16 protein-coding genes are annotated in these 18,562 nt (G+C 53.7%); 6 read left to right on the forward strand and 10 right to left on the reverse strand.

What is annotated here, in order from left to right:
• The 6 genes from mnmG to rpmH form a co-directional block, all read right to left on the reverse strand.
• On the reverse strand, window positions 1-1,597 hold a 1,597-nt coding region (mnmG, locus tag M6F29_RS00215), incomplete at its 3' end, for a tRNA uridine-5-carboxymethylaminomethyl(34) synthesis enzyme MnmG (protein ID WP_298156397.1).
• A 64-nt stretch (window positions 1,598-1,661) separates the two neighbouring features.
• The gene (gene mnmE, locus M6F29_RS00220) at window positions 1,662-3,029 is read right to left on the reverse strand and encodes a tRNA uridine-5-carboxymethylaminomethyl(34) synthesis GTPase MnmE (RefSeq protein ID WP_298156399.1); all 1,368 of its coding nucleotides are present in this window, start codon (window positions 3,027-3,029) and stop codon (window positions 1,662-1,664) included.
• Window positions 3,013-4,674, reverse strand: coding sequence for a membrane protein insertase YidC (yidC, locus tag M6F29_RS00225; RefSeq protein WP_298156400.1), 1,662 nt, complete (start codon window positions 4,672-4,674; stop codon window positions 3,013-3,015). Before yidC ends, mnmE begins: the two co-directional genes overlap by 17 nt.
• Window positions 4,675-4,681: 7 nt before the next feature.
• Window positions 4,682-4,891: a membrane protein insertion efficiency factor YidD gene (gene yidD / locus M6F29_RS00230; RefSeq protein WP_297453622.1), complete on the reverse strand. Its 210-nt coding sequence runs from the start codon at window positions 4,889-4,891 to the stop codon at window positions 4,682-4,684.
• Window positions 4,843-5,208, reverse strand: coding sequence for a ribonuclease P protein component (gene rnpA / locus M6F29_RS12215; RefSeq protein WP_366525902.1), 366 nt, complete (start codon window positions 5,206-5,208; stop codon window positions 4,843-4,845). The genes yidD and rnpA overlap by 49 nt, the downstream gene beginning before the upstream one ends.
• Before the next feature lie 25 nt (window positions 5,209-5,233).
• Window positions 5,234-5,368, reverse strand: coding sequence for a 50S ribosomal protein L34 (rpmH, locus tag M6F29_RS00235; RefSeq protein WP_297453624.1), 135 nt, complete (start codon window positions 5,366-5,368; stop codon window positions 5,234-5,236).
• 186 nt (window positions 5,369-5,554) lie between these two features.
• On the opposite strand from rpmH, the gene dnaA reads away from it, so the two are divergent.
• From dnaA to gyrB, 3 genes are all read left to right on the forward strand, one after another.
• The gene (dnaA, locus tag M6F29_RS00240; RefSeq protein WP_363320359.1) at window positions 5,555-6,907 is read left to right on the forward strand and encodes a chromosomal replication initiator protein DnaA; all 1,353 of its coding nucleotides are present in this window, start codon (window positions 5,555-5,557) and stop codon (window positions 6,905-6,907) included.
• A 222-nt stretch (window positions 6,908-7,129) separates the two neighbouring features.
• The gene (gene dnaN / locus M6F29_RS00245) at window positions 7,130-8,239 is read left to right on the forward strand and encodes a DNA polymerase III subunit beta (protein ID WP_297477589.1); all 1,110 of its coding nucleotides are present in this window, start codon (window positions 7,130-7,132) and stop codon (window positions 8,237-8,239) included.
• A 42-nt stretch (window positions 8,240-8,281) separates the two neighbouring features.
• Window positions 8,282-10,702: a DNA topoisomerase (ATP-hydrolyzing) subunit B gene (gene gyrB / locus M6F29_RS00250; RefSeq protein WP_298156403.1), complete on the forward strand. Its 2,421-nt coding sequence runs from the start codon at window positions 8,282-8,284 to the stop codon at window positions 10,700-10,702.
• 7 nt (window positions 10,703-10,709) lie between these two features.
• Here the strand turns inward: gyrB and M6F29_RS00255 are convergent, their stop codons facing one another.
• The 4 genes from M6F29_RS00255 to dprA are packed head-to-tail and all read right to left on the reverse strand — an operon-like array spanning window position 10,710 to window position 15,696.
• Window positions 10,710-11,546, reverse strand: coding sequence for a glycosyltransferase family 2 protein (locus M6F29_RS00255; RefSeq protein ID WP_298156406.1), 837 nt, complete (start codon window positions 11,544-11,546; stop codon window positions 10,710-10,712).
• A 5-nt stretch (window positions 11,547-11,551) separates the two neighbouring features.
• Entirely contained in the window at window positions 11,552-14,188 is a 2,637-nt protein-coding gene (gene topA, locus M6F29_RS00260) for a type I DNA topoisomerase (RefSeq protein ID WP_298156408.1), read from the reverse strand.
• A 10-nt stretch (window positions 14,189-14,198) separates the two neighbouring features.
• Window positions 14,199-14,789, reverse strand: a complete 591-nt coding sequence (locus tag M6F29_RS00265; protein WP_297477597.1) for a DUF494 family protein — start codon at window positions 14,787-14,789, stop codon at window positions 14,199-14,201.
• Entirely contained in the window at window positions 14,725-15,696 is a 972-nt protein-coding gene (dprA, locus tag M6F29_RS00270; protein ID WP_298156410.1) for a DNA-processing protein DprA, read from the reverse strand. Before dprA ends, M6F29_RS00265 begins: the two co-directional genes overlap by 65 nt.
• Before the next feature lie 81 nt (window positions 15,697-15,777).
• Between dprA and def the strand changes: the two genes are divergently transcribed.
• The 3 genes from def to rsmB are packed head-to-tail and all read left to right on the forward strand — an operon-like array spanning window position 15,778 to window position 18,544.
• Window positions 15,778-16,281, forward strand: coding sequence for a peptide deformylase (gene def, locus M6F29_RS00275; RefSeq protein WP_298156412.1), 504 nt, complete (start codon window positions 15,778-15,780; stop codon window positions 16,279-16,281).
• The gene (gene fmt, locus M6F29_RS00280) at window positions 16,281-17,225 is read left to right on the forward strand and encodes a methionyl-tRNA formyltransferase (protein WP_298156416.1); all 945 of its coding nucleotides are present in this window, start codon (window positions 16,281-16,283) and stop codon (window positions 17,223-17,225) included. The genes def and fmt overlap by 1 nt, the downstream gene beginning before the upstream one ends.
• On the forward strand, window positions 17,222-18,544 hold the full coding sequence (rsmB, locus tag M6F29_RS00285; protein ID WP_298156419.1) for a 16S rRNA (cytosine(967)-C(5))-methyltransferase RsmB: 1,323 nt from the start codon (window positions 17,222-17,224) through the stop codon (window positions 18,542-18,544). The genes fmt and rsmB overlap by 4 nt, the downstream gene beginning before the upstream one ends.
• Window positions 18,545-18,562 lie beyond the last annotated feature (18 nt).

Raw genomic sequence — 18,562 nt, forward strand, 5'->3', positions numbered from 1 at the left:
CGGGTTCCAGGACACCGAGACGTTCAAGTTGTTCATAGCCAACCTCTGGTCGTCTGAGCAATTCAAGGTAAGTGGCATCCTTATCCGGATAATTCGGCCCAAATATTGTGGTCAGTTCATCGGTTGAGTGGTTTTCTGGATGATATCGGATTTTGCCGATGCGCTGAGTTTCTTCCTCGATCATCATTCTTTTCTCTGAAAACTCAGCCCACTGTTGGTCGGAAATCAGCCCAAATTTATGGGCATGTTCAGAAAGTCTCAGATCAGCATTATCTTCCCGCAATTGCAAACGGTATTCTGCCCTACTGGTAAACATCCGGTAAGGCTCTGTAACCCCCCGTGTCACCAGATCATCCACCATGACCCCCAGGTAAGCCTCATGGCGCAGGGGCGCCCATCCATCACAGTCACGGGCGGCACGCGCCGCATTGAGTCCGGCAAGCAATCCCTGTGCTGCAGCCTCTTCGTACCCCGTGGTCCCATTGATCTGACCGGCAAGATACAAACCGCTTAATGATTTCGATTCCAAAGTGGGAAACAAGCCGCGGGGGTCCAGGTAATCATACTCGATGGCATAGCCCGGCCTCAACAAGTGCGCTTTTTCCAATCCCGGAATCGAGTGTACCAAAGCCAGTTGAACGTCAAAGGGCAAACTGGTGGAAATACCGTTGGGGTACACTTCATGAGTGGTCAAACCCTCGGGCTCCAGATAGACCTGGTGCGAGGATTTATCGCCAAAACGATGTATCTTGTCTTCGATGGAAGGGCAGTAACGGGGTCCAACGCCCTCGATCACCCCTGTATAAAGAGGCGAACGATCCAAACCCTGCCGGATGATTTCATGAGTCATTTCTGTGGTATGGGTAATCCAGCAAGGTACTTGTCTAGGGTAATTCTCCTCCGCCGACCAAAATGAAAACTTCGGTTTTGGTTCGTCCCCAGGTTGGGCCAGCGTTTTGGAATAATCGATGGTTCTCCCGTCAATTCGGGGAGGCGTTCCAGTCTTCAAGCGTCCTACGGGTAAGGACAACTCTCTCAATTGTTCTGCCAGCGGAACGGCGGGGGCATCGCCAGCCCGTCCTCCGGGGCTTTTGTTCAATCCAATATGCATCAATCCCGCCAAAAAAGTCCCCGTCGTCAGTACCACTGATTGGGCAGCAAACCATACCCCTAACTGAGTTTCCACACCTATCACACGATTCCCCATCATCTTGAGGGCGGTGACGGCTTGCTGAAAAATAATCAGGTTCGGCTGGTTTTCCAGGCACGAGCGGATATATTGCCGATAAAATTGTCGGTCAATTTGTGCACGGGTTGCCCGAACGGCCGGGCCCTTACTGCTGTTCAATATCCTGAACTGGATCCCTGCAGCATCTGCAGCCCGCCCCATGACACCGCCCAACGCGTCAATTTCCTTGACCAAATGACCCTTACCGATCCCGCCAATGGAAGGATTACAAGACATTTGACCCAACGTTTCGATATTATGGGTCAGCAGGAGGGTTGTCATACCGGCTCGTGCAGCGGCCAGGGCTGCTTCAGTCCCTGCGTGCCCTCCCCCCACCACGATCACTGCAAATTCTTGAGGATATTTCACGTGTTGCCCATCCTTTTCACCTGTTTCTCCCCTGTGTTTCACGTGAAACACAGGGAGTTAAACCTTACTTTCCGATACAAAACCTTGAAAAAATTTCTCCCAACAAATCATCTGCCGCAAATTCCTTGCCTGAAATTTGTGCCAATTTGAGTTGAGCCTGGCGCAATTCTTCAGCAACAAACTCTGATTCAACGGTTTTCAAGGCCTCCCGAAGGTGACTCATGGCTTGCCCCAGAATTCCGATATGGCGTTCCCGTGCCAGCAGCAACGGTGCTTCCGAAACCCGATCGATCTCCATGCCCGACAGCATCTTCTGCTTCAGCACCTCCAACCCTTCCCCCGTATGTGCCGATACCGGAATCACTGGTAACAACCCTGCGGCGGGGTACTGCATTTCAGAAACAACGTCGTGTTCCTGGGACAGAAGGTCGATTTTATTCGCAACAATGAGTTTTGGCTGGTCCGGATGCAAACGTCCAATCAAGGAACGATCCTCTTCCGTCACCCCTTTACGGACATCGACCACGATCAAGGCCAGATCCGACTTGTTCGCGGCCAACCACGTACGCTCAATCCCCGCAAGTTCCACAAAATCGTCGGTTTCACGAATACCGGCGGTATCCACCAGATGAATCGGTATGCCCTGCAAAACCATATGACCACGAATCAGATCCCGCGTGGTTCCTGCAATGGGGGTCACCAAAGCGTGGTCTTCCTCGGTCAGCGCATTGAGCAAACTTGACTTCCCCACATTGGGAGAGCCAATCAAAACGATGTTTTTACCTTCGCGCAACAGCGCGCCCTGCCTTGAATTTTCCACCAAACGTGTCAACCGTTCAAGCAGGTGATTCAATGAGGATCGGAATGAATTTTCATGAAAAACAGGGACTTCCTCATCACTAAAATCAAAATCACTTTCCAGTCGTACCCGAAGCGTCGTGAGATCGGAAATCAGAGAGTGAATGACCTCGGAAAACTTACCGGACAAAGCCATGGCCGCTGAACGAGCCGCCTGGGAAGATTCCGCATGGATCAAGTCAGCCACGGCTTCCGCCTGGTTGAGATCTATTTTATTGTTGAGGTAAGCCCTTAAGGTAAATTCTCCCGGATTGGCCAATCTTGCGCCCCACTGAAGGCAGTGCGCCTGCAATTCCTGGAGAACGACCGGGCTGCCGTGGGTGTGCAACTCAACGACATCTTCCCCCGTATAGGAATTTGGGGTCGGAAAATACAGAATGAGACCACGATCAATGACCTCCCCCGAACGATTATGGAACGAACGCAGAGAGGCCAGGCGCGCTGCAGGATAACCTTTTCCAGTCAAAGACCGGACCAGTGCCTCCATGGATCGGCCAGAAAGGCGCAATACCCCGATCCCTGAGGGAATCGGGGCTGTTGCCTGGGCAACGATAATATCAGGACTTGACTCCATCACCCATCATACGGGTAATCTGCCATTGCTGGGCAATGGACAAGAGATTATTGACAACCCAGTACAGTACCAGACCAGCCGGAAAGAAGAAGAACATGAAACTGAAGGCAAGGGGCATGAACTGCATCACCTTTGCTTGCACGGGGTCTGCCGGCTTGGGGCTCATGCGCTGTTGCAAAAACATGGAAGCGGTCATGATCAGGGGAAGGATATAAAAAGGGTCGGGGGCGGACAAATCATGAATCCACGCAAAGAAGGGAGCATGACGCAATTCCACAGCGCCCAGCAACACCCAATAAAGAGAAATGAAAACAGGAATCTGTACCACCATGGGTAAACACCCCCCCAAGGGATTTATTTTCTCCGTCTTGTACAACTCCATCATGGCCTGATTCATGCGTCCCTTGTCATCCGCGTACTGTTGGCGGATTCTTTCCATCTTGGGCTGAACCACGCGCATCTTGGCCATGGATTTGTAGCTTGCTGCAGACAGCGGGAAAAAGGCCAATTTGATGGTCACCGTCAGTAAAATGATGGCAACGCCCCAATTTCCTACCAACCCATGAATCCAGGAGAGAAATTGGAACATGGGCATGGCGATGATGGTCAGCCAACCATAGTCGATGGTCAAATCCAGGCCGGGTGCGAGGGACTTGAGTTTTGCGCCCTCCTGCGGCCCGGCATAAAGGGGCACCGATACATCCGCACTCCCCTGTGGCTGGATCGTCCCCATGGGCAGGATGACCCCTGCGGTGTACAAATCATTCCCGACCTTGCGTGTAAAGAATTCGCGGGGGACGCCACTAGGGGGTAACCAGGCAGAAACGAAATAATGTTGGAGCATGGCAAGCCAGCCATCATTGGCATTGACTGGGTAGTCTTTTTTTCCCTTTTCAATGTCGGAGAAGGAAATTTTTTGGAATTTTGTGGCTTGGGTGTAAACCGCAGGTCCTGTATAGGTGCTGACAAAGCGGGGGTCACCGGGGGGGGCTTTGGAAACCCGTAAAAACTGGAAATAGGCAGAGGGAGACAGAGGGGTAGAGGATAGGTTTTTCACCTTTGTTTCAACACCGATGACGTAACTTCCCCGCTTGAAGTGGTAAATTTTCGTCACAGAAACCACCCCCGGAACTTCCGTGGTCAGAGGGACGGAGATATCCTCCTGACCCGGTTCAAGAGAATAATTCGTCCCTGCCGACTGGTAAATCGAAGTATGGTTCGGCAGATGATCTCCCAGCAAACCGCTCTGGGCAACATAGATCAGGCTGGAATGATCTTCGAACAAGTCTACGGGACGATGTTCGTTCTCAGCCGAAAGATGATGATTCAATTTCAAACTACGCAGATCTGCGCCCACCGTATCGATGTCTGCATCGAACAGGTCGGTATGAACCAGAATTCTTTGACCATGGGTCAAGTCAGAGGGTGTAACCACTGCGCCCGACGACGAAGCCGTGGGGGCAACAGGGACCGAACCCGAGGATGAGGGTGTGGCAACGGAAGACGCCCCACTGGAAGCGCTGAGTGCGGGAAGCGCACTCATCCCTGCGACCGGCCTTTTTCCCTGAGAAGCTTGCCAGGCGTCCCACAGCATAAAACTGGATAGCGTAAAGATGATCAAAGGGATGATTCGTTGCAGTTTCATAGGACTCTCACGGAACGGGATCGTAGCCCCCGGGATGCCAGGGGTGACATTTACACAAACGTTTTGCCGCCAAGCCGATACCACGCACTGCCCCGTGCCGAAGGATGGCATCGTGAGCGTATTGAGAGCAAGTTGGATAGAAACGACAAGAACGGCCCAGAAAAGGACTTAAGCAGAGTTGGTAGGTGCGGATGAGGAACTGTAAGAATCGCGACATTTATGACTGAAATCCGTCAAGCATTCCAATTCCCCATAAAGGTGGGTCCGATCTTCATGGGTAAAGATTTTTTTATGAACCAGAACCACATCAAGACCACTCAATTGCGTTAGATGCTTTCTCACCCATTCACGGCAAAACCGTCTCATGTAGTTACGCCCGACCGCACGCCGACATACTTTACGACCCACGACCTGACCGAAGCGTAAATCGTCACTTCCGTTAGGTTTGACAAGTATTCTGAAATGGTGAGTCGAGCGACTGATTCTCAGGGAAAAAACCGCCTCAAAATCAGCTCGCCCTGAAAGGGTGATCAACCGATTGATTTTTTAATCACCGGATTCAAACAGCCAATCGGGCACGACCCTGCGCACGGCGTGCTCTGATGATGGCACGTCCTCCACGGGTTTTCATTCGCACGAGAAAACCATGAGTGCGCTTTCGTTTGGTAACCGATGGTTGGTAAGTACGTTTCATGGCATTTTCCTAGACTTCACTAATGAACCCATGATTACACCTCAAAACAGTGGGTTATGTCAAGAAAAAAATATCCACATTCGCCCGTATCCAGCGGTGAATAACTTCGTTTGGACTGGGGTAGAATGGAGGGTAAACAATCGTTTTTACCCTGCCCTCAGCTCGTAAGGTACCCCCACTGTGTCTATTTTTCCGGCTTCAGAACGATGGCAACAAACCCTGCTGAATCTTCAGGCAGAATACACCGAATCCCAATTCAATACCTGGATAAAACCTCTCTCGGAGGTGATCGAAAATAATCAGGTTTTCCTGATTGCGCCCAATCGATTCATCATGCAGTGGGTCAAGGAACGTTATCTCCAGCGCATCGAAGAACTGGCTCGGGATCAAGGGTTGGACTCGGTGATTTTGCAGCAGAAGGAGAATAACACGATCCTCCCCGAGAATTCTTTGCCAGTTCCAGAGGCGAATCCTCAGGACTCGCTGGTCAGAACGGTGCTTCAACCGGATCCAGCCGAACGCTCCCAACTCAACCGAACCTTCAATTTTGATAACTTTGTGAACGGTAAGGCCAACCAACTGGCTCGTGCAGCCGCCTTACAGGTCGCTGAAAATCCGGGAAAAGCCTATAACCCCCTCTTCGTTTATGGCGGAGTGGGACTCGGCAAGACGCACTTGATTCAAGCGATCGGAAACAACCTGCTGGAACGGAACCCCCAAGCCCGGGTACGTTACATCCATGCGGAAAAGTATGTCTCCGATGTCGTCCGTGCCTATCAACATAAATCCTTTGACAGTTTCAAGCAGTATTACCACACCCTGGATCTGTTGATGATCGACGATATCCAGTTCTTTGGGAACAAAACGCGAACCCAGGAAGAATTTTTCTTTGCATTCAATGCATTGGTTGAATCACACCGACAAATCATCATCACCTGCGACAGTTTTCCAAAAGAGATCTCGGGCATGGAACCTCGCCTCATCTCACGTTTTGGTTGGGGATTGACCGTTGCCATCGAGCCTCCTGAACTCGAGATGAGGGTGGCCATCCTGATCAGCAAGGCGCACAAGGAATCGATCCTCCTTGAAGAATCCGTCGCTTTCTTCATCGCCAAGCATATTCGCTCAAATGTACGTGAACTGGAGGGAGCTTTGAAACGGGTAGTCGCGTACGCACGTTTTCGTAATGAACCCATCAGCGTCATTTCCGCACGAGAGGCCCTGAAAGATGTTCTGGCACTGCAACACCGACAAATTTCCATTGAAAACATCCAGAAAACCGTTGCGGATTACTACAAGATCAAAGTCAGCGACATGTTTTCCAAAAAACGAACCCGAAATCTTGCCCGACCCCGACAAATGGCGATGGCCCTGGCCAAGGAAATTACCAGTCTCAGCCTGCCTGACATCGGTGAATCCTTTGGTGGACGAGACCACACCACGGTGCTCCATGCCTGCAGAAAAATCCAGGAACTCTGCAGCAGCGATCAAACGACCCAGCGGGATTTCGAGGCTTTGAACAGTATTCTCAATGGATAACCCGAAACAGGGAATAAGTACGGTATAAATCAGGGGAAACCTGGGGACACTTTGTGGATAACTCGGAAAATTAAAAAAAATTCCGGGTTATCCACAAAGCAATCCAGTGAAAAAAAGGTTTATCAACACCCTTTGAAAGGATCCATCATTATGTTTTTTAATATATTTAATGAGTTTTCCCGATATCTTGCCCACTCTTATCATTAACTATTAGAGGGATATATGACAACCATAGTAATAGTAAGAGAAAATCTTCTTACGGCTTTGCAACCCTTGCTCAGCATCGTTGAGCGACGTCAAACCATGGCGGTTTTGAATAATGTCCTGATAGATACCTTCGAGAACCAGTTGCAGGTCCATGGAACAGATCTCGAGATCCAGGTGAAGACCCGTTCTCCGGCGGAACAGGTCAGTGAACCCAGTGCCATACTGGTTTCTGCCCGAAAACTTCATGACATCGTACGTAGCCTTCCAGAAAACAGCCTTCTGACTCTGGACCAGAGTGCAGGTAAAATGGTGGTACGTTCCGGCAAGAGCCGGTTCAACCTGTTGACCCAGGAGGGAGCGTCCTTTCCCAGCATGGCCCGTGCACAGGATGAAGGAAAACGCATCACCCTGACCCAAAAACTCCTCAAAAGCCTTCTGGAGCGAGTACAATATGCGGTGGCACAGCAGGATGTTCGTTTTTATTTGAACGGGACCTATCTGGCGATCGAGGGGGATCAGGTCACTGCGGTGGCGACTGACGGTCACCGTATGGCTTACACGACCCATCGGATGGATCAGGCCTTCGATAAGGTTGAAGCCATCCTGCCACGGAGGTCGGTCAGTGAATTGATCAAACTGTTGCAACCCAGCGATGATCCTGTGGAGTTGACGTTTTATTCCGCTCAGGTGGAATTCAGGTTTTCTCAAACCGAATTCCTTACCAAGGTCATCGAAGGCAAGTATCCCGATTATCAAAGGGTAATACCGACGACGCATTATCGGCATTTCACCCTCTCGCGACTTTCCCTGTTGCAGGGCTTGCAACGTGCTTCCATTCTGTCCAACGATAAGGTGCGGGGAGTTCGGTTCCTGCTGACGCAGGGGAATCTGGCCATCATCTGTTCCAACAGTGAACAGGAAGAGGCCCACGAGGAACTGGAAGTGGAATACACTCAGGAGCCTTTGGATATAGGTTTTAATATCAATTACTTATTGGAAGTTCTCCAACATTTGAGCGTGGATCAGGTGACCTGCTCTTTCGGAGAAACGGGAAGCAGCATGTTGATTACACTCCCTTCTGCCGAACTCCAGTTCAAATATGTTGTCATGCCCATGCGAATTTGAGTCCCTTTCAACTTTTTGACTTTCGACTGCAGGAAAATATACGTGGAACAGCATACTCAGGAAAAAAATCAGTACACTTCTGAAAACATCAAAGTGCTCAAGGGGTTGGAAGCCGTTCGCAAGCGTCCCGGAATGTACATCGGGGACACGAGCGATGGAACGGGCCTTCACCACATGGTCTTTGAAGTCCTGGATAATGCCATCGATGAGGCGTTGGCCGGTCATTGTGACGAGATCCAGGTGATCATTCACATGGACAATTCCGTTACGGTCACAGATAACGGACGGGGCATTCCCACCGATATTCATCCCGAGGAAGGACGTTCTGCGGCCGAAGTCATCATGACGGTACTGCATGCTGGCGGAAAGTTTGACAGCAACAGTTACAAAATCTCCGGGGGTTTGCACGGCGTAGGGGTGTCAGTGGTCAATGCGTTGTCCACCTGGCTGAAATTGACCATTTATCGGGATGGGAAACGCCATTTCATGGAGTTTCGGGAGGGCGACGCGGTGGCTCCCCTGGCGGTTGTCGGTGATTCTCCGAAACGTGGAACGGAGATTCACTTCCTTCCCAGCCCGCTGACCTTCGGCACCATCGAATTCCATTACGACATCCTGGCACGACGCTTGCGGGAACTTTCCTTCCTCAACAACGGGGTCTCCATTCTTCTGAAGGATCTGCGTCATGGTCAGGAAGAAAATTTCTCCTTCAACGGCGGAGTACGAGGGTTTGTCGAGTATCTGAATCGTACCCGAACCGTGCTTCATCCTACCGTGTTCCATTCGGTGGGAGAAAAAGAAGGCATCACCGTGGAAGTGGCCATGCAGTGGAATGAGTCCTATCAGGAGAACGTACTCTGTTTCACCAACAACATTCCCCAGAGAGATGGGGGAACCCACCTAACCGCCCTGCGGGCGGCCATGACACGCACCCTCAATCATTTCATCGAAGAGAACGAACTGGCACGCAAGGCCAAGGTGGAAACCACGGGCGATGACATGCGCGAGGGTCTGACCTGCGTCTTGTCGGTCAAGGTGCCTGACCCGAAATTTTCTTCCCAAACCAAGGAAAAATTGGTTTCCTCGGAAGTGCGCCCGGCGGTCGAGGAGGTCGTGTCGGATCAAATGCGCAGTTTTCTTCTTGAGAAACCGGCGGAAGCGCGCATTATCGTGGGAAAGATCATAGAGGCAGCACGCGCTCGGGAAGCCGCTCGAAAAGCGCGGGAGTTGACCCGCCGCAAGGGCGCGCTGGACGGTCTCGGGCTGCCTGGGAAACTGGCGGATTGCCAGGAAAAGGACCCGGCACAATGTGAGATTTACCTGGTGGAAGGGGACTCTGCAGGGGGCTCCGCCAAACAGGGTAGAGACCGGCGTTTTCAGGCCATTCTTCCCCTCAAGGGAAAGATTTTGAACGTGGAACGGGCGCGCTTCGACAAGCTGGTGTCCTCCCAGGAAATCGTGACGCTGATCACGGCATTGGGCACGGGCATCGGAAAGGATGAATATTCTCCCGAAAAAGTGCGCTATCACCGCATCATCATCATGACCGATGCGGACGTGGATGGATCCCATATCCGTACCCTGCTGCTGACTTTTTTCTATCGCCAGATGCGCGAATTGGTGGAACGCGGGCATATTTACATTGCCCAGCCGCCACTGTACAAGGTCAAGCAGGGAAAAACGGAACAATACCTGAAAGATGATCATGAATTGAACCAATACCTGCTTGGACTGGCGCTGCAAGGCTCAGAGATCCGCTCTGGCGAATGCGTGGTCAGTGCCGAGGCGTTGGGTAGCATCGCGCGGGAATACCTTCTGGCAGAGGCGGTCATCCAGCGTCTTGCGCGCGCTCTTCCCAAAGAGTTTCTGGAAGCACTCCTCGAGGTTCCTGAAGTGAAGTTGGTCACGGAGCAGGAGGCAGAAAGTGCAGCCCAGCGTCTGAACGATATCCTGCAGTTGCGTCAGGGAGGAGAAAATCATGCGGCGATCACGCTTCAGCACGAGGTGGACGACCTGACGGGCAATTTCCGTCTGCGCATCCTCAAGACAGATCACGGGGTCGTTCACGCATTCTTCATGGATTCCGAGTTCCTGACTTCCGGAGATTATGAAAGGATCAAAGCAGTGGCTCACCTGTTTCAGGGGTTGGTCAAAGAAGGGGCGATGGTTCGGCGTGGGGAGAAGGGAAAGTCCATCAAAAACTTTCCGGAGGCGCTTCGCTGGCTCCTGGACGAAGCCCGTCGTGGAATTGCCCTGCAGCGCTACAAAGGGCTGGGCGAGATGAATCCGGACCAGTTATGGGAAACCACGATGAATCCGGAATCCCGCCGCTTGCTTCGGGTCCAGATCGAGGATGCCATTCGAGCCGACGAGATCTTTACCACGCTCATGGGGGATGAAGTGGAACCGCGCCGGCAATTTATTGAAAATAACGCGTTGGGCGTTACCAATATCGATATTTGAGGGATCATCAACCCAGGGACTTTAACCAACTCCTTGCCCGGTCCAGGAAATACCTCGGGGTGGGCGAGGGTTCGGGAAGGCGCAGGGTGGTGACGGGCGATCCGCGACGCAAAAAATGGCGGTCAAAAGTGGATTGGGTCATTCCCCATTTCTTGAGGAACTGCCTGCGCCCGTCGTTTTTTTTGACTTTTCCCGTTGAGCGGGACATGAAGTGGTAAACGCGGGCTGTCCCGACTCCAAGGAAGATGCGGCAACCGGCCTGCCACATCTTCATGGAGAAATCATTGTCGCTGCTCATGCCCGGGGAAAACTCCAGGCTATATCCCCCCACCTTTTTCCACCAGTTCCGATGAACGACCGTCGGTGGCCACGTTGCGCCATACCAGTCCGGAATCACGAGTTGTGGAAGGTCCCGAATCAGATCTTGAGCCCGAAAGGAAGCCGGATCCCGACCATAATCCGCCACGATGGCACAGGCGTTGCCGGAAGCCACGGGTTCGATCATCGTTCCGGAAATCATGAACGCCTCGGTATCCAGTGACTGAATGCAGCGTTGAAGTTCCACGTCCCACTGCGGCAGACAAACCATGTCGTCATTCAGGTAGACCAGATAGGGGTAGTTTGCCCGTTCCGAAATCTGGTTGATGGCCTGGCAAATTCCGATGTTTTCCGTGGAATGGGTATGAACGATGCCCTGCTCCTGAACCCATTCCAGGGTTCCATCCGTGCCCTCATTGACGTGCAGGATCACCTCATAGGGAAACTGGGTGTATTTTTCCAGATAAGTCAGGCACTGCTTCAATAACGCCAGATTGTTCCATGTGGGGATGAGTACCGACCACATGAAAACTAGACCGGGGTTTTACGCTGGGAGGGTTTTCGGGTACGCGCTCCACGGGGACTCGCGGGTCCCTGGGCGGGGGACGAACGAGGCTTCCTGTTGCTGGGTGGAGCTTTGCTCGGTCGGTGCGTTTCTTTTGAGGCAAAAGACAGAACATTTCCGTTGACGGGCGGTTTCTCCGGTTTATCCGGGGCGTTGGCCAACTTGGCCGCGATCAGGTCCAGGGCATCATCCAGGGTCAATTGATCCGTCGACAGGTCTGATGGAACGGTCACATTCAGTTTTCCATGTTTGACGTAGGGGCCATATTTTCCCGTGAAGAGTTCGATGGGTTGATGATCCTTGGGGTGTTCCCCCAGGACGCGCAGCAATCCTCCGGAACTGGTTGCCCGGGCCGGTGATTTGGGTTCAGCCAGCAAGGCGGTGGCGCGTTCCAGGGTGATCTCGAACAGGGAGTCGGTTTTTGGAATGGAACGAAAATCGGTGTCGTTCTGGATGTAGGGCCCAAAACGACCGATATTGACAACGATGGGTTTCTCGGTGACGGGGTGAATACCCAGGGTCCGCGGCAATTGAATGAGTTTGAGCGCAATGTCCGGGGTGACCTGAGCCGGCAGCAAACCCTTGGGAAGTGAAACCCGCTTGGGTTTTTTGCCGTCTTCGCCGGTTTCTCCCAATTGTACGTAGGGTCCGTAGGGACCATTCATCAGCAGAATGGGTCGTTGTGTCTCCGGATCCGTACCCACAGGGATTGGTGCTTCGAGGGTGGGCGTTCCTTCCCGGTTCCGGGTGAAGTCGCAGTCGGGATAGCCGCTGCAGCCAACGAATTTCCCTCGTTTTCCCAGACGTACGGTCAGCGGTTTGCCACATTTCGGACAAACTTCCTCCAGAAGTTCTTGCGTGATCTCTGCCCTGGATACCGAGGATTTTTCTTCCAGTTGGGCAGAAAAATCTTTCCAGAATTGAGCCAGTACGGGAATCCACTCCAACCGTCCTTCCGAGATTTGATCCAGTTGATCTTCGAGGCGGGCCGTAAAATCGTAGTCCACGTAGCGCGCAAAATGCTCGGTCAGAAAGCGATTGACGACTTCCCCCACATCTGTGGGCATGAAACGCTTTTTATCGAGGGTGACGTATTCGCGCTGGATCAGGGTACTGATGATGCTGGCGTAGGTCGACGGACGACCGATTCCGAATTCCTCCAACGCCTTGACCAGACTGGCTTCCGTGTACCGTGGGGGGGGTTGGGTGTGATGCTGTTCTCCCCACAGACGTTCCACAGGCAGCATTTCTCCTTCCACGAGGGGCGGGAGCCGACGATCACTTTCATCGCCTTCCGTGTGTGCGGTGGGGGTTTCATCCACGTCTTCGCGGTAAACCACGATGAATCCGGCAAAGGTCATGGTCTGACCCGTGGCTCGGAACAGGGCCTGAGGGCCGACGGAAATGTCCACACTGACCGTATCGAACTGAGCGGAGGTCATCTGACTGGCCACCGTGCGCTTCCAGATCATTTCATAGAGACGGAATTGATCGGGCGCAAGATGTTCACGCAGGCTTTCCGGACTGCGTGCAATGGAGGTCGGGCGAATGGCCTCATGGGCTTCCTGGGCATTTTTGCTTTTGTTGGCGTAGAAAACCGGTTTCTCCGGCAAAAATTCTGCCGCAAAATTTGCCTGGATGTGGTTCCGGATGTCAGTGAGCGCTTCCTGGGAAAGCTGCACCGAATCGGTTCTCATGTAAGAGATCAAACCAACGGCCCCGCCTCCGATATCAATCCCTTCGTACAGTTGCTGTGCCACTTTCATGGTGCGGTCAGTGGTGAAGCCCAATTTGCGCACCGATTCCTGTTGCAGGGTCGAGGTGGTGAAAGGGGCAGCCGGGTGACGTTGTCGTTGTTTCCGCTCCACGGAGCGGACCTGGGCTGGCTGATCTTTCAGGGAATCCAGCCAGGAACGTTGCTGATCTTCCGAAGTGATGCTGAGCGTCTGCAACTTTTCTCCGGCCCATTGCACCAGACGCGCCTGAAAGGGTTGCGCCTCCTTGATGCTCTCCAGATGAAGGGTCCAGTATTCTTCCTGACGAAAGGCGGTGATTTGTTGCTCGCGTTCCACGATCAGGCGCAGAGCCGGACTTTGTACCCGTCCTGCCGATAGTCCACGGCGAATTTTTTTCCACAACAGGGGAGAAAGGTTGAAGCCGACCAGATAGTCCAGGGCGCGACGGGCTTGCTGTGCATTGACCAGAGGCAATGACAGGGCACGCGGATGGGCCACCGCCTCCTGGATGGCCTTTTGGGTGATTTCGTAGAAGACGACCCGTTCGAAAGGCTTTCCCTCCAACTGGGGCCGGAGAATTTCCACCAGATGCCAGGCGATGGCTTCCCCTTCGCGATCCGGGTCAGTGGCCAGAAAAACATGATCTGCCGACTTGACCGCCCGAATGATGGCATCCACATGTTTTTTGTTTCGTTCAACCAACTGATACTTCATTGAAAAATTCGTGGTTGGGTCCACTGCGCCGGACTTTGGGACGAGGTCGCGCACATGGCCGTAGGAGGCAAGGATTTCAAAATCCTGACCCAGATATTTTTTCAGGGTCTTGGCTTTGGAGGGAGATTCAACGATCAGTAGTTTTTTTGACACGGTCAATCACTCAATGGACCAGGGAATCCTGGAAATAAATCAATTCTTCGATCAGCAGCGCATCCCAGGGACGACCCTGACGCCACAGAACCATCAACGCCATCAACTTGAGGCGATCCAGGTCGGGCTCATTTTCGTCCAGATCCAGCGCCATCAATCCCCCCAGAATCAGTTCTCGTTGGGCCGCTGACAGTACCCTGGCGTTTTCCAGAAAGGCAAGAAAATCCCAGCCTTCCTGTCCCAAACGCTCCAGTTCATGCTCTACCAGAAAACGCTGGGCAGGTGTTGACTGCCACTCCGTGCCGATGGAGTCGGAAGTCGGACCCTGGGGAACGACCTCGCCATTCTGCCCCAGGCTATCGAGCCAGGCCAGGGTTCCACGCACCGCATTTTCTTCAAAACCCGCTGCGTAAAGACGGTTGACGAGCACGGAATGCGCCGGATAAATGCCGCTGCCAAAGAAATTTTCATAAACAAACAACAGGATGTCCACCATAACGGTGCCCTCGCGTATCAAACGCCCATCATCGGGTCGGTCAAGGAAAGCCTGGATGGGGGTGAACCAGGCGCTGAACCCGTCCTCCGGAAAGCCAGGCCACATGGCCTGCCAATTCAAGTGAGGTTAGCATGAGCGCTACCTGACTCATCGTCAAGTTGGACTGTTTCGCCAACCGGTCGAGAGTCATCGGTAACTCCCCCATATTCTGCCACAAGCGCAGACATTCTACCGAGGGAAATGTGGACAGAGGGGGAACCAGCGAAAAATTTTCTTGAAAGGATACCGGGTTCTTTCCGGTTTTGCCACCGTATTCCGGTATTTCGTTCAGGATGTCGGTGATATTTTCCACCAGTTTGGCCCCTTCCCGAATCAGTTGATGACATCCCCGGGCGAGTGGATTGTGAATCGAACCCGGGAGGGCAAAAACTTCCCTGCCCTGCTCCAGGGCCAGTTGGGCCGTGATGAGGGAACCGCTGTCCAGAGCGGCCTCCACCACCAGGCACCCCAGGGACAAATTGGCAATCAGACGATTACGATGGGGAAAGTGCCAGGGATGGGCTGGGGTGCCGAAGTCGAATTCGCTCAAGATCAGCCCCTGTTCGGAAATTTTCCGCGCCAGTGCCCGATTCTCCGAGGGATAGAGACGGTCTATGCCGGTCGCCATCACGGCAACCGTTTTGCCGCACCCTTCCAGCGCTCCCCGGTGGGCGGCAGCGTCGATGCCGGTCGCCAGTCCGCTGATGATGGTCAGTCCCGCCTGGGACAAGGCACGAGCGAAGGCTGTGGCATTCAGGATTCCTTGGGCACTGGCACGGCGACTGCCCACGATGGCCAGCATGGGACGTTGAAGCAGGGGCAGGTGCCCGGTCAGGTAGAGATGGACGGGTACGGGATGGATTTCCCTCAGGGAGGCAGGAAAATCGCTGTCCTCTGGCCTGAGATAATGATGATGTTCCTGGTTCAGCCAGCACTTCAGGGGGTCTGACGGGGCGTCGGGGAGTGGAACCATGGCAAGAGGGCACCATCGAGGGCAGATGCTCGTTATAATAAGGCGTTACAAAATTTTAAACTGATCTTATACTTCCCTTTCATGGCCCTTCTCCCCATTCTTCGCTATCCGGATACCCGTTTGTACAAAAAGGCCAAACCTGTGCGCGAGGTCGACGAACGCATACGTCGTTTGGCGCAGGACATGATAGAAACCATGAAGGCGGCCGTGGGGATCGGTTTGGCAGCGACGCAGGTGGACATCCACCTGCGTGTCATCGTGCTGGACATTTCCAAGGAACAAAATAATCCCGAAGTGTTCATCAATCCCCGTTTGATCCAGCAGGAGGGACAGCGCGAACACGAGGAAGGATGCCTGTCGGTGCCCGGTATTTATGACAAGGTGACACGGGCTGACCGCGTGGTCGTGGAAGCCTGGGACCTGGAAGGAAACACTTTTGTGCGGGCAGCGGAAGGCTTGATGGCCACCTGCCTGCAACACGAGATGGACCATCTGGAGGGAAAGGTGTTTGTGGATTATCTGTCTGTGCTCAAACAGAATCGGATCAAGTCGAAATTGCGCAAACGTCTTCGAGAAACGCTCTGATGCGCCTCATTTTTGCCGGAACGCCTGATTTTGCCGCCACTTCCCTGGAGGCGCTCCTGTCTTCGGATCATCAGGTACTGGCCGTGTTAACCCAGCCGGATCGACCTGCCGGACGGGGACAGAAGATACGGGAAAGTCCGGTCAAACAGTGCGCCCGGGCCGCACAACTGCCTGTGCTGCAACCGCATTCCCTGAAAGATCCGGAGTTCATGGCCTGTTTGGAAAAATGGCCAGCCGACGCGTGGGTGGTGGTTGCCTACGGAATGATACTCCCCCCTGCCCTGCTCACGTTGCCGCCTTTTGGCGCCCTCAATGTTCATGCCTCTCTCCTTCCCCGCTGGCGTGGCGCTGCCCCCATTCAGCGCGCGTTGCTGGCGGGAGACAGGGAAACGGGGATCAGTCTCATGCAGATGGAAGCGGGGTTGGATACCGGTCCGATCCTGTTGCAGCGCGCCTGTCCCATCGAGACTCGGGAAACGGGCCAGTCTCTCCATGATCGACTGGCGAAGTTGGGAGCCAACACCTTGGTCGAGGGACTGGATCAACTGGACTACCTGCAGCGTCATGCCCGACCCCAGCCGGTCCTGGGGGTGGCTTATGCCGACAAGATTCGCAAGGAAGAGGCAGAGATTGACTGGGGGGCTTCGGCCGCGGAAATCGACAGGAAAATCCGCGCGTTCGTGACAGGCCCCGTGGCCAGAACCTGGTCCGGGGAAGGAATGCTGCGTCTGTGGGAAGCCGAAATCGAAGAAAAACCTTTCTCTTCGAGAAATGATCCACCCGGTACCTTGTGTCACCTCGACCACCAGGGCATTGGCGTGGTATGTGGCGAAGGTCTGCTGCGGGTGACCAGGCTGCAACGGGCCGGAGGAAAGATTTTGTCCATACAGGAATTTTTGCGCGGAAATGCCATGAAAGTCGGTGAGAAATGGGGTAAAGCATGATTGAAATACAACGACTTTCCGTTTTTGCCCTGAGCCAGGTATTGGCCGGGAAGAATCTCGACCATGCCCTGACCGAGGCACGCAAGGCTGCCAAAGGCGTATTGTCGGACCACCAGCGGGCGTCGTTGCAGGATTGCGCCTACGGAGTCCTGCGTTTCAAGACGGAACTGGAGTTGGTACTGGCCCCTCTGTTTCAAAAGGGAGAACCGGAGACGGCGGCACGTTTGTTGCTGATGGTGGCCGCCTATCAATTGCTGCATACGCGCACGGCACCCCATGCCGTGGTCAGTCATGCGGTTGAAACGGCAGGAGCGTTGGGTTTGACCGCGGCGCGAGGCTTTGTCAACGGGGTACTGAGGAATCTGTTGCGCCAGAAGGAAGCGCTGATGGCGGAAGCCCACGAATCGCTGGAAGGCCGTTATTCTCATCCCGACTGGTGGATCACGCGCCTGCAACAGGACCATCCGGTGCATTGGGAATCCATGCTGCAGCAGGCGCAGCAACGTCCGCCCATGACGTTGCGGGTCAACCGTCGATTCAACAGCGTGGCCCAATACCAGGCACGTTTGCAGGAGGTTGGCCTGATTTCCCGGGCCATTGGTCAGGAGGGTCTGGTGCTTGAAACCCCCCAGGCCGTGACCCAGTTACCGGGGTTTGAACAGGGGGCGGTTTCTGTTCAGGATGCCGGCGCGCAATGGGCGGCTCATTTCATGGGGCTGCATTCCGGGCAACGGGTACTGGACGCCTGTGCAGCCCCTGGGGGAAAGACGGCCCATATGCTGGAAAGGGGAAATGGATTGGCGGGGGTGTTGGCCCTGGATATCGAGCCGGGTCGTGTCAAGAAAATGCAGGCCGATCTGCAACGCCTGCACCTGACGGCCGAAGTTCGTTGCGCAGATGCAGCCCGTACCGATCTGTGGTGGGATGGACAACCTTTCGACCGCATTCTGCTCGACGCCCCATGCAGTGGTTCGGGGGTCGTCAGACGCCATCCGGACATCAAGTGGTTGCGGCGCGAAGAAGACATCCCTGCGTTGGCCCGACGCCAGTTGAACTTGTTGACCCGGTTGTGGACCACCCTGAAAAAAGGGGGGCGTCTGGTCTACGCCACCTGTTCTCTGTTTCATGAAGAAAATGGTGCGGTGATCCAGCGTTTTCTCGAAGAAACGGAAGGAGCCAGGGAAGGGACCTTGAGGCTGAATGACGAAGCGATGCAAAAAGTGGGTGAGATGGATCCCGTCCCACGCTGGGAAAATGGACAACTTCTGCCAGATGACATACATGATGGCTTTTTCTATGCTGTTCTCCAGAAATTTTAGGTGTTTTTTAGCATTTTC

Origin of the sequence: Ferrovum sp., from assembly GCF_027317285.1 — a bacterium.
GTDB lineage: Bacteria > Pseudomonadota > Gammaproteobacteria > Burkholderiales > Ferrovaceae > Ferrovum.